Annotated in this window: 14 protein-coding genes; 11 read left to right on the top strand and 3 right to left on the bottom strand. The window is 65.1% G+C overall.

The annotated features are described in order from the left end of the window. Window positions 1-90 precede the first annotated feature (90 nt). The 6 genes from secY to rplQ all read left to right on the top strand — a co-directional run bounded on the left by secY (window position 91) and on the right by rplQ (window position 4,648). A complete protein-coding gene (gene secY / locus ABIE08_RS07750; RefSeq protein ID WP_354550016.1) occupies window positions 91-1,425 on the top strand; it encodes a preprotein translocase subunit SecY in 1,335 nt (444 codons plus the stop codon). Then, on the top strand, window positions 1,422-2,027 hold the full coding sequence (locus ABIE08_RS07745) for an adenylate kinase (protein WP_354550014.1): 606 nt from the start codon (window positions 1,422-1,424) through the stop codon (window positions 2,025-2,027). Before secY ends, ABIE08_RS07745 begins: the two co-directional genes overlap by 4 nt. 160 nt (window positions 2,028-2,187) lie before the next feature. Beyond that, entirely contained in the window at window positions 2,188-2,556 is a 369-nt protein-coding gene (gene rpsM / locus ABIE08_RS07740) for a 30S ribosomal protein S13 (RefSeq protein ID WP_026304634.1), read from the top strand. A gap of 78 nt (window positions 2,557-2,634) precedes the next feature. Further along, on the top strand, window positions 2,635-3,024 hold the full coding sequence (gene rpsK, locus ABIE08_RS07735; RefSeq protein ID WP_266335047.1) for a 30S ribosomal protein S11: 390 nt from the start codon (window positions 2,635-2,637) through the stop codon (window positions 3,022-3,024). A 126-nt stretch (window positions 3,025-3,150) separates the two neighbouring features. Further along, on the top strand, window positions 3,151-4,167 hold the full coding sequence (locus ABIE08_RS07730; RefSeq protein WP_266335049.1) for a DNA-directed RNA polymerase subunit alpha: 1,017 nt from the start codon (window positions 3,151-3,153) through the stop codon (window positions 4,165-4,167). 49 nt (window positions 4,168-4,216) lie between these two features. Then, the gene (rplQ, locus tag ABIE08_RS07725) at window positions 4,217-4,648 is read left to right on the top strand and encodes a 50S ribosomal protein L17 (protein WP_266335051.1); all 432 of its coding nucleotides are present in this window, start codon (window positions 4,217-4,219) and stop codon (window positions 4,646-4,648) included. A 527-nt stretch (window positions 4,649-5,175) separates the two neighbouring features. Here the strand turns inward: rplQ and ABIE08_RS07720 are convergent. Further along, window positions 5,176-6,150, bottom strand: coding sequence for a hypothetical protein (locus ABIE08_RS07720; RefSeq protein WP_354550012.1), 975 nt, complete (start codon window positions 6,148-6,150; stop codon window positions 5,176-5,178). Window positions 6,151-6,406: 256 nt separating this feature from the next. Here ABIE08_RS07720 and ABIE08_RS07715 point away from each other — a divergent pair, with 256 nt between their 5' ends. The 3 genes from ABIE08_RS07715 (at window position 6,407) to ABIE08_RS07705 (ending at window position 9,859) form a co-directional block, all read left to right on the top strand. Then, window positions 6,407-7,813 (top strand): DegQ family serine endoprotease, encoded by a 1,407-nt coding sequence (locus tag ABIE08_RS07715; RefSeq protein ID WP_354550010.1) that lies wholly within the window; start codon window positions 6,407-6,409, stop codon window positions 7,811-7,813. Between the two features lie 19 nt (window positions 7,814-7,832). Next, entirely contained in the window at window positions 7,833-9,143 is a 1,311-nt protein-coding gene (locus ABIE08_RS07710; protein WP_354550008.1) for a replication-associated recombination protein A, read from the top strand. 86 nt (window positions 9,144-9,229) lie between these two features. Beyond that, window positions 9,230-9,859, top strand: a complete 630-nt coding sequence (locus ABIE08_RS07705) for a glutathione S-transferase family protein (RefSeq protein WP_354550006.1) — start codon at window positions 9,230-9,232, stop codon at window positions 9,857-9,859. 23 nt (window positions 9,860-9,882) lie between these two features. Here the strand turns inward: ABIE08_RS07705 and ABIE08_RS07700 are convergent, their stop codons facing one another. Further along, window positions 9,883-10,452: a nucleoside 2-deoxyribosyltransferase gene (locus tag ABIE08_RS07700; RefSeq protein WP_354550004.1), complete on the bottom strand. Its 570-nt coding sequence runs from the start codon at window positions 10,450-10,452 to the stop codon at window positions 9,883-9,885. Window positions 10,453-10,528: 76 nt separating this feature from the next. Continuing rightward, a complete protein-coding gene (locus ABIE08_RS07695; RefSeq protein ID WP_354550003.1) occupies window positions 10,529-12,052 on the bottom strand; it encodes a DHA2 family efflux MFS transporter permease subunit in 1,524 nt (507 codons plus the stop codon). Window positions 12,053-12,224: 172 nt separating this feature from the next. Between ABIE08_RS07695 and ABIE08_RS07690 the strand changes: the two genes are divergently transcribed. Beyond that, window positions 12,225-13,337 carry an S-(hydroxymethyl)glutathione dehydrogenase/class III alcohol dehydrogenase gene (locus ABIE08_RS07690; RefSeq protein ID WP_354550001.1) on the top strand — a complete coding sequence of 371 codons (1,113 nt, stop codon included), beginning with the start codon at window positions 12,225-12,227 and terminating at the stop codon, window positions 13,335-13,337. Between the two features lie 67 nt (window positions 13,338-13,404). Continuing rightward, complete coding sequence (locus ABIE08_RS07685; protein WP_354549999.1) at window positions 13,405-14,523, top strand: AAA family ATPase; 1,119 nt, start codon at window positions 13,405-13,407, stop codon at window positions 14,521-14,523. Window positions 14,524-14,525 lie beyond the last annotated feature (2 nt).

Raw genomic sequence — 14,525 nt, 5'->3', positions numbered from 1 at the left:
CGCCGCCGCTTGTCGTGGCGCCTCCGAGAGACCACTTGATGCCCGGTAGGGGCATTGGGGCCCGGTTTCCGGGCCCGAACGGAGCGGCGAATGGCATCAGCGGCTGAACAACTGGCGGCCAATCTCAATTTTGGCGCCTTCGCCAAAGCCGAGGCTCTGAAGAAGCGCATCTGGTTCACACTGGGTGCGCTGCTCGTCTATCGGCTCGGCACCTATATCCCGCTTCCCGGCATCAATCCGGAAGCGCTGGCAAGCGCCTTCAACAATCAGCAGTCCGGCATCCTGGGCCTGTTCAACATGTTCTCCGGCGGTGCCGTCGGACGCATGGCGATCTTTGCGCTCGGCATCATGCCGTACATCTCCGCGTCGATCATCATCCAGCTGATGACGTCGATCGTGCCCTCCCTCGAAGCCTTGAAGAAGGAAGGGGAGGCGGGTCGCAAGGTCATCAACCAGTACACTCGGTACGGGACGGTGGCTCTGGCCATCGTGCAGGCCTACGGCATCGCCGTCGGTCTCGAAGGCGGAACCAACATCGTCATCGATCCCGGCATGTTCTTCCGGATCGCCACGGTCATCACCCTGACCGGCGGCACGATGTTCCTGATGTGGATCGGTGAGCAGATCACGTCGCGCGGTATCGGCAACGGTATTTCGCTGATCATCTTCGCCGGCATCGTCGCCAACCTGCCGCATGCCCTGATCGGTATGCTCGAGCTTGGCCGTCAGGGCGCACTGCCGACCTGGGTCATCCTGGCCGTTGCCGTCGTCGCCGTCGTCGCGATCGCCTTCATCGTGTTCATGGAGCGCGCCCAGCGCCGCCTCATCATCCAGTATCCGAAGCGCCAGGTTGGCAACCGGATGTTCCAGGGTGAGTCGTCGCATCTGCCGCTGAAGCTGAACACGTCGGGCGTGATCCCGCCGATCTTCGCGTCCTCGCTGCTGCTGCTGCCGGCAACCATCGCCAACTTCACCGCCTCCAGCGGTGCGCCTGGCTGGCTGACCTCGACGGTTGCGCTGCTTGGCCACGGCACCGTGCTCTACATGCTGCTGTACGCTGCGATGATCATGTTCTTCGCCTTCTTCTATACGGCGATCGTGTTCAATCCGACGGATACGGCCGACAATCTGAAGAAGCATGGCGGCTTCATTCCGGGCATCCGTCCGGGCCAGAGGACGGCGGAATACATCGACTATGTCTTGACGCGCATCACCCTTCTGGGCGCTGTCTATCTGGTCATCGTCTGTCTGCTGCCTGAGGCCCTGATTTCGGCTACCCACGTACCCTTCTATTTCGGTGGTACGTCGCTGCTGATCGTCGTCAACGTGACGATGGACACGGTGTCGCAGGTCCAGGGCCATCTGTTGGCGCATCAGTATGAGGGCCTGGTCAAGAAGTCCAAGCTCCGGGGGAAGAGGCGATGAGACTGATCCTGCTCGGACCACCAGGAGCGGGTAAGGGCACGCAGTCGGCTCGTCTTGTGAAGCGTTACGGAATTCCGCAGCTGTCCACCGGGGACATGCTGCGGGCCGCCGTCGCTGCCGGAACGCCGATCGGCCTGCAGGCCAAGGCGATCATGGACGCCGGCAATCTCGTTCCCGACGATGTCGTCGTCGGGATCGTGGCGGAGCGGATCGAGGAAGCCGATGCCCGCAAGGGTTTCATCCTCGACGGCTTTCCCCGGACGATTGCCCAGGCGGACGCGCTTGAGAAGATGCTGGCGAGCAAGGGCGTCAAGCTCGATGCCGTGGTCGAACTCAAGGTCGACCAATCCAAGCTAACGGACCGAATCACCAAGCGCGCCGACGAAACGCGCGCTCGCGGTGAGCCGGTCCGCAAGGACGACGATCCGGATGTCTTCAAGACCCGGCTCGCCGCCTACAACCGGGATACCGCGGTCATCTCGCCCTATTACCGGGCAGGCGGCCGTTTGATCGAGATAGACGGCATGCGTTCGATTGACGAGGTTTCCTCGGAGATCGCAAGCACGCTGGATAGGCTTGACGAACAGGTCGAGAGTCGATAAGGCTCGCGACCTGCTGCAAACGGGTCTTGGCGTTCCCTGATATTTCAGGGGACGACATTGCTTGTTTGCGCAAGAGAATGCCCGCACGAGCCGGCCTCCACCGGACGCGGGATTTTGCGGCGCCGACGGAATGTTCCGTTGGCTGGAGATGGAGACGGCATTGGCCCGTATCGCAGGCGTAAACATCCCGACGAACAAGCGCGTTGTCATCGCGCTTCAGTACATTCACGGGATCGGCGCGAAGAACGCGCTGGACATCATCACGAAGACGAACATCGCTCCCGAGCGTCGCGTCAACGAGCTTTCCGACGCCGAAGTTCTGGCGATCCGCGAAGCGATCGACCGCGACTACGTCGTGGAAGGCGATCTGCGTCGCGAAGTCGCGATGAACATCAAGCGGCTCATGGACCTCGGCTGCTACCGCGGCCTGCGTCACCGCCGTGGTCTTCCGGTTCGCGGCCAGCGCACGCATACCAATGCGCGCACCCGCAAGGGTCCGGCTAAGCCGATCGCCGGCAAGAAGAAGTAATTCAGAATTCGGGGCGCTAGGCCCCCGGTGGAGCCGCCGGTGTTACGGCGGTGTCGAGATCGAACGTAAGGATAGAGAATGGCCAAGGACACAACGCGCGTACGTCGCCGCGAGCGGAAGAACATCTCCTCGGGCGTTGCGCATGTGAGCTCGACGTTCAACAACACGATGATCACCATCACCGATGCACAGGGAAATGCGATTTCCTGGTCGTCGGCTGGCATGATGGGCTTCAAGGGTTCGCGCAAGTCGACCCCGTATGCAGCGCAGATGGCTGCTGAAGACGCGAGCCGCAAGGCTGCTGAACACGGCATGAAGACCCTCGAAGTCGAAGTGACCGGTCCGGGTTCGGGTCGTGAGTCGGCTCTCCGGGCTCTCCAGGCTGCTGGCTTCACCATCACCTCGATCCGTGATGTGACGCCGATCGCGCACAATGGCTGCCGGCCGCGTAAGCGTCGCCGCGTCTAAAGCCTCGGACGGCGTCCTCGGTGGGCGCCGTCTTCACTGCGTATCGGCATTCGGCGCTCCGCCCTTAGCCGGAGCGCCACGCTACCCGAACCGTCGGGCGGCGTTCGAGATCGAAAGGATACGGTCGTGATCCATAAGAATTGGCAAGAGCTGATCAAGCCGAACAAGCTCGAGGTGACGCCGGGATCCGATCCCAAGCGTCTTGCTACCGTTGTGGCAGAACCTCTTGAGCGCGGCTTTGGTCTGACGCTCGGCAATGCGCTGCGCCGCGTGCTGCTTTCGTCGCTCCAGGGCGCTGCGGTTACCGCCGTCCAGATCGACGGCGTGCTGCATGAGTTCTCCTCCATTGCCGGCGTGCGGGAAGATGTCACCGACATCATCCTGAACATCAAGGAAATCTCCATCCGCATGCAGGGCGAAGGCCCGAAGCGCATGGTGGTTCGCAAGACCGGACCGGGCGTCGTCACCGCTGGCGACATCCAGACCGTCGGCGACATCGAGGTCCTGAACCCCGAGCTGGTTCTCTGCACGCTGGACGACGGCGCCGAGATCCGCATGGAGTTCACGGTCAATACCGGCAAGGGCTATGTCGCTGCCGACCGCAACCGCGCGGAAGACGCTCCGATCGGGCTGATCCCCGTCGACAGCATCTATTCGCCGGTCAAGAAGGTCTCGTACCGCGTCGAGAACACCCGCGAGGGCCAGGTTCTCGACTATGACAAGCTCACGCTTACGGTCGAGACCGATGGTTCGCTCCGTCCCGACGACGCAGTGGCTTACGCCGCCCGCATCGTTCAGGACCAGCTGTCGATCTTCGTCAACTTTGAAGAGCCGCAGAAGGAAACCGTCTCGGAAGCCATTCCGGAGCTGGCCTTCAACCCGTCGCTTCTGAAGAAGGTGGACGAACTGGAACTTTCCGTCCGTTCGGCCAATTGCCTGAAGAACGACAATATCGTCTATATTGGCGACCTGATTCAGAAGACCGAGGCAGAGATGCTGCGGACGCCGAATTTCGGTCGCAAGTCGCTCAACGAGATCAAGGAAGTTCTCGCCCAGATGGGTCTCCATCTCGGCATGGAGGTCACGAACTGGCCGCCGGAGAACATCGAAGAACTCGCCAAGCGTTACGAAGATCATTACTAAGACAGCACCCACGGCGTGAGCCGCCGGTCGATAAACTGAGGAGAGAGCCATGCGCCACGGTAATTCCGGTCGCAAGTTCAGCCGTACCGCGAGCCACCGCAAGGCGATGTTCGCGAACATGGCTGTAGCGCTGATCACGCACGAGCAGATCGTCACCACCCTGCCGAAGGCGAAGGACCTGCGTCCGATCGTCGAGAAGCTGGTCACGCTCGGCAAGCGCGGCGACCTGCATGCCCGCCGCCAGGCCATTGCGCAGCTGCGCGACGTCGAGGCAGCCAAGAAGCTGTTCGACACGCTCGGCCCGCGCTACCAGGAGCGCCAGGGTGGCTACCTTCGCGTTCTGAAGGCCGGCTTCCGTCATGGCGATAACGCCCCGGTCGCCGTCATCGAGTTCGTCGAGCGCGACGTCGACGCCAAGGGCGCTTCGGACCGCGCCCGCGCAGCGGCTGAAGAAGCGGCTTCGGAAGGCGTCGCAGCGTAAGCTGCTCGCAATTCGGGTTTGGATCAGGGCGGCCTTCGGGTCGCCCTTTTTCGTTTGGGGTTTTCGCTGCCGGGCAGGGGGCGCTTGGACTGGTGCGGTCGATATCTTGCGGTGACGGTTCGCTGCCGCGGCGGCCATGACGAACGGGGGTTGGGAGCACGTTGCATCGCCTTAGTGACCGCTTTGTCGTGGTGGACACAGCTCTGGTCGTCGGGGCAGGGTGAGAAATCCCGCCACAGAGAAGCAAGACCCTCACCCAACCCTCTCCCACAAGCGGGCGAGGGCTTTCGGGCGGCGTGTCGGCGGCTTAGCGGCTCCCGCCCTATGGCTGAGGCCCAAAGCTGCGATCACTCTCCGGACCTTTGGCTCAGGTGCCCCGGTGGCACAACGCGCTCCCTCTCCCGCTTGCGGCAGTGGGCTGGGGTGAGGGGCTCGCTACGCCTTGGACAACTGCGGCCGCCGACCAGATCTGCGGCCCTCTGCTCAGCGCACAAGGTGAGGCGCCAATCGACGGCGTCCGGCAGGCGCTACAGCTTCTCCACCGCCGTGAAACGGAACAGGAAGCTGGGCTCCATCATGGATTGCGTCAGTGAGAGGCGGCTGGAGCGATAGCAGTCCGGCTCGTCGGCGAAGAAGGTGCCGGAGAAGCGGACCGTGTCGCCGGTCTTCAGCTTGCCGAGGCTCTGCGCGACGGCGGATCCGGCCGGGACCAGGGTCTGGTCCTCCATGTCGGACATCGCGTTGTTCCAGGTCTTCACCAGCGTGCCGTCGGGCAGGGCCATGGTGACGGTCATGCGCTTGCCGGAATCCGCTTCCATCGACTGGATCTTGCCGACCCAGCCCTTCACTTCGGGCTTCGGCAGCGCCTTGCAGATCGCGGCGGCGCGCTGGGGCTGGATCGCATCGCGCTGCGTGTCATCGGCCTTGTCGAAGGCCTCCCGCGCCGAGTCCACGGCCTGGGTAAAGGCCGCCTGGTCCTTCGGCTGCTGCGGGGCCAGCAGGCCGAGAACGGCCGCGGCTTCCTCGGCCGGGCTCGCCGTCGGCGTGGCTGCCGCACTCTGGGCCGGAGGCTGGCCGGTGATTGGGTCCGGCTCGGCGCCTGGAATGACCGTCGTCGTCACGGGAACCGGATCGGGCAGGGGCGTCGGTTCGAGCTGCGATTCATCCTTGTTGGATGGACCCGGGACCTCGACCGGCTCGACCACCCGCACATTGGGGGGCGGCGTGGCGGGCTCGGATGCGGCGGCCGGGGCTGATTCGGAGGGCGGCACGATCTGCGTTTCCGGCGCAATCTCGGGAGCGGCGGGCTCGAGGATCGCGATGTGCGGCATGGTGACCGGTAGGGACGGCTTCATGATCACGCCGGCGGCGCCCGCCACCAGCAGCACCGTGCCGACAGCGATTCCGGCGAAATTCGTGCGGCTCAACCCATTGAGAAGCAGGGGAACCAGCCCGGCCAGGAGACCCAGCAGACCTACGATGAACAGTGCGATCCAGAGCATTCTGATCCCTTCGTCCCGGCTGGATTATCCAGATCTCGGGCCCGACGCCAAGAGTCGCCCGGCCGGCAGGACTCTATATCCGACCGTGAGTGGCATGAAGTCTGGGCGAGCCTGTGGCGGTTGAACAGGCCGTATCGACAACGGCCTGTGGATTCGATCGCGGACCAGGGAGGCGAGGCGCCCGGCCAAGGCCACTGCGGTGCCGCATTTCGTGTAGCATTGTTCACGAAGGAATCCTGTCAGAAAGGCTCTCTCCATGCGGTTTGGAATTGCGGTTGCAGTTGGTTTGGCCGGAGCGTTGCTTTGCGGCACGGCGACGGCGGCAGAACGCACGGTACCCCAGTCGGAGGCGGCGCTCCGCTATTCCTTCTCGCCGATCGTCAAGCGGGTCTCGCCGGCGGTCGTCAACGTCTATGCCTCGCGCGTCGTCCAGCAGCGCGCCTCGCCCTTCATGGATGATCCGTTCTTTCGCCGGTTTTTTGGCGGCGAGATGAACAATGCGCCGCGCAAGCGCGTCCAGCAGTCGCTGGGCTCCGGTGTCATCGTCGATCCCTCGGGCATCGTCGTGACCAATTATCACGTCATCGCCAATGCCGACGAGGTCAAGGTCGCGCTCTCCGACAAGCGGGAGCTGGAGGCCGAGGTCGTGCTGAAGGACGAGCGGATGGATCTGGCGGTTCTGCGGCTCAAGGGCGGCGACGGGCAATATCCGATCGTTTCCTATGCCGATTCGGACGCGCTGGAGGTCGGCGATCTCGTGCTGGCCATCGGCGACCCCTTCGGCGTCGGTCAGACGGTGACCAGCGGCATCGTCTCGGCGCTGGCGCGCACGCAGATCGGCGCGTCCGACTATCAGTTCTTCGTGCAGACCGATGCGGCCATCAACCCGGGCAATTCCGGCGGCGCGCTCGTCGATATGGATGGCAAGCTGGTCGGCATCAACACGGCGATCTATTCGCGCAGCGGCGGTTCGATCGGCATCGGATTCGCGATTCCTTCCAATATGGTACGCGTGGTTGTTCAGTCCGCGCTGAAGGACGGCAAGCTCATGCTGCCCTGGCTCGGCGCCAACCTGCAGCAGGTGACGCCGGAGATTGCCGACGGGCTCGGCATTGGCCGTCCGCGCGGCGCGCTTGTCACCGACGTCGCGGCGAATGGTCCGGCCGCGAAGGCGGGGCTGCGATCGGGCGATCTCGTCATCAGCGTCGATGGCGTGGAAGTGGATGATCCGAACGGGCTCAACTACCGCCTCGCCACCAAGGGCGTCGATGCCACGGTGAAGCTCGCCTATATCCGGGGCGGCAAGACCGTTGCCGCGGAACTGGCGCTCATCGCCGCGCCGGAAACGACGCCGCGCGACCGCCGCACGATCGATGGCGTATCGCCCTTCTCCGGCGCGACGGTCGTCAATCTCTCGCCGGCCGTGATCGAGGAACTCGGTTATGCCGGCAAGCGCGACAATGGCGTTCTGATACAATCGGTCGAGAGCGGATCGCCTGCCGAAGGCGTCGGCTTCCGCGCAGGCGACATCATCGTCGAATCGAACGGCGTAAAGATCGCATCGACCAAGGATCTCGCCGATGTCGCGGCGCAGAGGGCTTCGCGCTATAGGCTGGTCATCGAGCGCGGCGGTCGTCTGATCCGCACGCAGGTCGGTCGGTGATCGGGTTTGGACATTTGAGATGAGCAATCTGTTCGAGGCAGCCGGGATGGAGAGGGCCGCGCCGCGGCCGCTGGCCGATCGGCTTCGCCCCGAACGGCTGGCCGACGTGGTCGGCCAGGATCATCTCGTCGGCGTCGATGGCGCACTGTCGCGCATGCTGAATTCGGGTTCGCTCGGCTCGATGATTTTCTGGGGCCCGCCCGGCACCGGAAAGACCACGGTGGCGCGACTGCTCGCCAACGAGACGGAGCTGCATTTCGAGCAGGTCTCGGCCGTCTTCTCCGGCGTGGCGGACCTGAAGAAGGTGTTCGAACAGGCCCGTGCGCGGCGGCAGATCGGCAAGGGCACGCTGCTCTTCGTCGACGAGATCCACCGCTTCAACCGCGCCCAGCAGGACAGCTTCCTGCCGGTGATGGAGGACGGGACTGTCACGCTGGTCGGCGCGACGACCGAGAACCCGTCCTTCGAGCTCAACGCCGCGCTTCTGTCGCGGGCCCGCGTGCTGGTTTTCCATTCGCACGGGCCGGAATCGATCGCCAAACTGCTGGCCCGCGCTGAAGCGGTCGAAGGCAAGCCGCTGCCGCTCGACGAGGAAGCGCGCGAAGTGCTGATCCGGATGGCGGATGGCGATGGCCGTGCCTCGTTGACCCTGTCGGAGGAAGTCTGGCGCGCCGCAAAACCCGGCGAGATCTTCGACGCCAAGGGCTTGCAGGAGATCGTCCAGCGCCGGGCGCCGATCTACGACAAGGGCCAGGACGGCCACTACAATCTGATCTCCGCCCTGCATAAGTCGGTGCGCGGCTCCGATCCCGACGCCGCGCTCTATTACCTTGCCCGCATGTTCGATGCCGGCGAGGATCCGCTCTATCTCGGACGACGGCTGGTGCGGATGGCGGTCGAGGATATCGGCCTTGCCGATCCCCAGGCGCTCGTCGTCGCCAATGCGGCCAAGGACGCCTATGATTATCTGGGCAGCCCGGAAGGCGAACTCGCCTTCGCGCAGGCCGCCGTCTATCTCGCCACGGCGCCCAAATCGAATGCGGTGTACATGGCCTTCAAGGCGGCCACGCAGGCGGCCAAGCAGGGCGGTTCGCTGCTGCCGCCCAAGCACATCCTGAACGCTCCGACCAAGCTGATGAAGGACGAGGGCTACAACGCCGGCTATCGCTACGACCACGACGAGCCGGACGCCTTTTCAGGCCAGGACTATTTCCCGACGGCGCTCGGCCGGCAGAATTTCTACGAACCCGTCGAGCGCGGCTTCGAGCGCGATATCCGCAAGCGCATGGATTATTGGGCAAAGCTCCGCAAGGAGCGCGGCGGCGGTTAGGCGGGGACCGCTTGCGACTGGCGCGGATCCTCTTCCCAATCCCTCCCGGCTCGTTGCATGCTGGGGCAAACCTCAGGAGCCCCGCCTTGATCCTCATCGGCCAGTATGATTCGCCCTTCGTCCGTCGCGTCGCGATCGCCATGCATCTCTACGGCATCGCCTTCGAGCACCGGCCCTGGTCGGTGTTCGGCGATGCCACAAAGATCGCCCCCTATAACCCGCTGACGCGCGTTCCGACCCTGGTGCTCGACGATGGCGAGGTGGTGATCGAGAGCGCCGCCATTCTCGATTATCTCGATGAACTGGCCGGCGAGGAGAAGGCGATGATCGCGCCGTTCGGACCGGAGCGGCGGCGCGCCCTGAAGATCTGCGCGCTGGCGACCGGCCTTGCCGACAAGGCGGTCAGCCTCGTCTACGAGGCTGTGCTGCGCAAGGATCGGTCGGAAGTCTGGGTCGAGCGCTGCAAGACGCAGATCGCCGGCGTGCTCGACGCGCTGGAGGCGGATCGCGCTAGCCGGCCGTCGGCCTGGTGGTTCGGCGACCGCATCGGCCATGCCGACATCGCCGTCGCCTGCGCGCTGCGCTTCACCAACGAGGCGCATCCGGGCCTGCTGGGCAACAAGCACTGGCCGCGCCTCGAGGCGCTTTCGGCCGAGTGCGAGGCCCTGCCGGTCTTCCAGGAGAATGCCCAGGCGGTTTCCCCGCCCAAGGCCTGATCGGCCGTGAGGGGCGGATCGCCTTAGCGCAGCTTTTCGACCGCAATGGCGAGACAGGCCTCGAAGGCGGCGAGATCGGTATAGAGCGCGGCCGGGTCGGCATTGCCGACCACGACCGCGCCGCCCCGCCGTTCGATGCCGCCGTGCAGCATCAGATTGTCGATCATCTCGAAATCCTCGACCGAGAGCCCATCCGGCCCGCGCTTGTGGCCGTCAGCGCCCTTGACGACCGCGCCTTGGTAATAGTCGAGCACGCGGGCAAAATGGTTGGCGGCGACGTTGGTATAGGCCAAGACCGGCTTGCCGAGCCCGCACATGAAGCCGAGTTCGAACGTCGTGCCGGTATCGGCCGCTATGCCGCGAAACGGCGTCAGGTTCGCGATGATGGCGTCCGCTTCCAGCATCATCTGTTCGTCGATCTCGCTGATCGCCAGGCCGAATCCCTTCTTGGTATCCGTCGGCGGGATATCCAAGTCACCGGGCGAGATCGGCGTAAACCCGGCGGCCCGGGTGAGGGCGGCCTTCCGATCGAGGATATCGCGGGCATTGACGAGAAAGACTTCGGGCCCGGCGAGATAGATCTTTTTCGACACGGATGAAAACCCTTCTGGAGGAAGCTCTGCATCCGTGGATAGCGGGTCCGGCGACGCCCGCGCAACCCGGCGGGCGTCAGGCTTTGTCGCCGGAACGGAGCGGCGCGCTGTCCTCGCTGGATAGCCGCCTGCGTTTCAGCGTGCAGAGGGTCGCGATCAAGGCAAAGGCGAAGAGCAGGACAAAACTCGCTTCGACCGCGCCGAGGATCGGGTGGCCGTAGAAGATGACGTCGTCGGTCCGGGCGTCCTGGATGACGCTCATCCGCCAGGCCAGCATGGAGGCGGCGCTGGCGACGCCGAGGCTGACGCCCAGCATCCTTGCCAGGTTGAGCATGGCGCCGGCCTCGCCGGACAGTGCCCGTGGCGCGGCGCCCATGGTGGCGCTGTTGTTCGGCGCCATGAACATGCCGAGGCCGGCGCCAAACGCCGCGAGGGCCAGGATACCGAACAGGCGGGAGGGCGAGGGCTCGAGCGCCACCAGCGACAGCGCCAGCAAGGCAACGCCGCAGATCGCCATGCCGGCGAGGCTGAGCGTGGTTGCGCCGAGCCGGTTGACGAAGGAGCCGGCGATCGGGGCTGCGATGCCAATCGCGATCGGGATCGCCGCGAGGCGCAGTCCGGCCACTTCCGGGGCGTCGTGGAAGCCGCGAACCAGCGCGAAGGAGATCAGGTAGAACATGCCGTAGAGCATGGCGTAGCTGAGGAGCACGGCGAGAATGCCGAGCGAGAAGGCTTCCGACTGGAACAGCTTCAGGTCGACCAGGGGCGAATCGGTCCGCCGCTCGTACAGGATGAACAGCGCGAGCAGCACGATGCCCGCCACGCCCATGCCGATGAACGCCGTCGAGGCGATGCCCCAGTCGGCGGCCTGGCTGAGCGCCAGGACGATGCAGAGGAGGGCGGGAGGCAGTAGCAGGGCGCCGCGCCAGTCGAAGCGCCCGCCGCCGCCCTTGCCTTCGTCGCGCGGCAGGATCAGCCAGCCGAGCAGCACGCCGATGACCCCGATTGGCGCCGTCACCCAGAAGATCGAGCGCCAGCCGAACGAGCCGATCAGCAGGCCGCCGACGATCGGTCCGAGGCTGACGCCGACCGCCTGCGCCGCCGAGAAGATGCCCATGGCACGGCCGCGTCTTTCCTTGCCGGAGGCGCGGACCAGGATCGAAATCGAATTGGCGCCGAGCAGCGCGCCGCCAAGGCCCTGCAGGACGCGGAAGCCGATCAGTTGCGGCAGGCTGGTCGCAAGGCTGCACAGCACCGAGGCGACCAGAAACGCCGCCATGCCCAACAGATAGAGCGGCTTGCGGCCATACTGTTCGCAGAGCCATCCGAAAATCGGCAGCGAGGCCGAGAAGCTGAGCAGATAGGCGAGGGCGACCCAACTCGTCACCGTCTCGCGAACGTGGAAGATTTCGGCGAGATGCGGCAGCGCCAGTTGCACGACGCTGGCGTCGAACTGGCCCATAAAGCTGCCGATGCAGGTGACGCCGACGATATACCAGGGGTAGCCCGGCCGCTGCGCCAGCCGGTTTTGGAACGAAGCCACGATGGCCCGCGGCGCCTCCGCGGCAACACTCTGTCTGCGCTCCACCGGGTCGTCCATGGTCGCCTCCCATACCTTCCGTAACGCTAGCATGGATCCGCCACGGCGCCTCTTCACCGGGCTCATCGCGGGATGCATGACCAACAGGGTTTTTTATCGCGGCGCGGCTGGCGTATAAGCGGCCGAGCCCATGTGGAAAGGCCGCTTGCGGCCCGAAGAGAGGAACGCCCCAATGCAGACCCGTGCCGCCGTCGCCTGGGAAGCCAACAAGCCGCTGACGATCGAGACAATCAACCTCGACGGCCCCCGCGCCGGCGAAGTGCTGGTCGAGATCATGGCGACCGGCGTTTGCCACACCGACGCCTACACCCTGTCCGGCCTCGATTCGGAGGGCAAGTTCCCGGCGATCCTCGGCCATGAGGGCGCGGGCATCGTCCGCGAGGTCGGCGCCGGCGTCAGGTCGGTGCGCCCCGGCGATCACGTCATTCCGCTCTACACGCCGGAATGCCGCCAGTGCAAAACCTGTCTGTCGCAGCGCTCCAACCTCTGCACGGCGATCCGTTCGACGCAGGGCCAGGGCCTCATGCCCGATTCGACCTCGCGCTTCTCCTGCTCGAACGAGACCGTGTTCCACTACATGGGCACGTCGACCTTCTCGAACTTCACCGTGCTGCCGGAGATCGCGGTCGCCAAGGTTCGCGAAGACGCGCCCTTTGACAAGATCTGCTATATCGGCTGCGGCGTGACCACGGGCGTCGGCGCCGTCATCCACACCGCCAAGGTCTGGCCGGGCGCCAATGTCGTCGTGTTCGGGCTCGGCGGCATCGGCCTCAACGTGATCCAGGCGGCCCGCATGGTCGGTGCCGACAAGATCATCGGCGTCGATCTGAATCCCTCCAAGGTCGCGATGGCCAAGAAGTTCGGCATGACGCACTTCGTCAATCCGGACGAGGTCGGCCGCGACAAGGTCGTGCAGGCGATCGTGGACCTGACCGGCGGCGGCGCCGATTTCTCCTTCGAGTGCATCGGCAACGTCCACACCATGCGCCAGGCGCTGGAATGCTGCCATCGCGGCTGGGGCGAGAGCATCGTCATCGGCGTTGCCCCCTCGGGCGCCGAGATCTCGACCCGTCCGTTCCAGCTCGTCACCGGCCGCGTCTGGAAGGGCTCGGCCTTCGGCGGCGCGCGCGGCCGCACCGACGTGCCGAAAATTGTCGACTGGTACATGGAGGGCAAGATCAACATCGACGACCTGATCACCCACACCATGCCGCTCGAAGAGATCAACACCGCCTTCGACCTGATGCATGAAGGCAAGTCGATCCGCAGCGTCGTCGTATTCTGATCGCGTGAATTGACGGGCAGTCGTTCCGGCTGCCCGTGATCCCGAACTGCCAATCACGGGGCTGGTCTTGCCGCTACGCCTGACATCCGTCTCGGCCGAGCTCTATCGCTCGATCCGGCGCATCCAGGTTCCGGTCGAGCCGCTGACCGTGCTTGTCGGCCGCAATGGCGTCGGCAAGACCAATCTCTACCGCTCGCTGGAATTGCTGGCCGCCGCGGCGCGGGGCACGATCACGCGCGAGATCGCGGAGGAGGGCGGGTTTGAATCCGTCCTCTGGGCCGGGCCCCGCGCCAAGGGACCGGTGCGGCTGAAGCTCGGCGCCGAGTTCGGCGAATACGCCTATTCGATCGAGATCGGGCTGCCGGCGCCGATCGACCAGGCGGCGCTGACGGGTACGGAGCCGATGGTCAAGGCCGAGGAACTGGTGCACCGCGTCCGCGGCAAGGCCGTGACGATGATGAAGCGGCAGGGACCGAGCGCCTGGCTGCGCGATGAAGACGGCCGGCGACAGACCTATGAGGAGGCCCTCGTGCCGTCCGAGACGGCACTATCCGGCTTTCGCGACCAGGGCCGCTTCACCGAGCTGGATCTCGTGCGGCGAGCGCTTCTCGACTGGCGCTTCTATCACGACTTTCGCACCGACAAGACCTCGCCGATCCGCCAGCCTGCGCTCGCCATCACCACCCCGACGCTCTCCTCGGACGGCTATGATCTGGCTGCGGCTTTGGCGAGCGTGATCGTGATCCGCGACGAAGCGCCGGAGATCGAGGCGGCAATCGAGGATGCCTTTCCGGGCGCTTCGCTGGTCACCGAGTTCGGCAAGGGCACCGTTTCGATCGGGCTGAAGTTTCCGGACCTGCCGCGCCCGCTCGGTGCGCATGAGCTTTCCGACGGCACGCTCCACTTCCTCTGCCTTGTCGCAGCCCTTTCGGGCTATCGTCTGCCGGGCTTCATCGCGCTCAACGAGCCGGAGACGAGCCTGCATCCTGACCTGACCCTGCCGCTGGCGCGGCTGATCGCCCGCGCTGCCGAGCGGACGCAGGTGTGGGTGGTCACGCATTCGCAGGCGCTGGCCGATGCGCTGGAGCTAGAAGCGGGCGTTGCGCCGCGCGTCGTCGTCAAGGAGGACGGCGCGACATGGATCGAAGGGCTCAAGCTCTTCGGCGAATTTGCCGAGCAGGAGTGAAC

It is taken from the genome of Kaistia defluvii, assembly GCF_040548815.1.
GTDB classification, from domain to species: Bacteria; Pseudomonadota; Alphaproteobacteria; order Rhizobiales; family Kaistiaceae; genus Kaistia; species Kaistia defluvii_A.
The sequence above is the reverse complement of the archived record's forward strand: the minus strand, read 5'-3'. Positions and strand labels throughout refer to the sequence as shown.

What these genes read in the sequence shown, in the direction of transcription:
- secY (WP_354550016.1), top strand. Translation starts at nt 91, where the DNA reads ATGGCATCAGCGGCTGAACAACTGGCGGCCAATCTCAATTTTGGCGCC.
- ABIE08_RS07745 (WP_354550014.1), top strand. Translation starts at nt 1,422, where the DNA reads ATGAGACTGATCCTGCTCGGACCACCAGGAGCGGGTAAGGGCACGCAG.
- rpsK (WP_266335047.1), top strand. Translation starts at nt 2,635, where the DNA reads ATGGCCAAGGACACAACGCGCGTACGTCGCCGCGAGCGGAAGAACATC.
- rplQ (WP_266335051.1), top strand. Translation starts at nt 4,217, where the DNA reads ATGCGCCACGGTAATTCCGGTCGCAAGTTCAGCCGTACCGCGAGCCAC.
- ABIE08_RS07720 (WP_354550012.1), bottom strand. Translation starts at nt 6,150, where the DNA reads ATGCTCTGGATCGCACTGTTCATCGTAGGTCTGCTGGGTCTCCTGGCC.
- ABIE08_RS07715 (WP_354550010.1), top strand. Translation starts at nt 6,407, where the DNA reads ATGCGGTTTGGAATTGCGGTTGCAGTTGGTTTGGCCGGAGCGTTGCTT.
- ABIE08_RS07710 (WP_354550008.1), top strand. Translation starts at nt 7,833, where the DNA reads ATGAGCAATCTGTTCGAGGCAGCCGGGATGGAGAGGGCCGCGCCGCGG.
- ABIE08_RS07695 (WP_354550003.1), bottom strand. Translation starts at nt 12,052, where the DNA reads ATGGACGACCCGGTGGAGCGCAGACAGAGTGTTGCCGCGGAGGCGCCG.
- ABIE08_RS07690 (WP_354550001.1), top strand. Translation starts at nt 12,225, where the DNA reads ATGCAGACCCGTGCCGCCGTCGCCTGGGAAGCCAACAAGCCGCTGACG.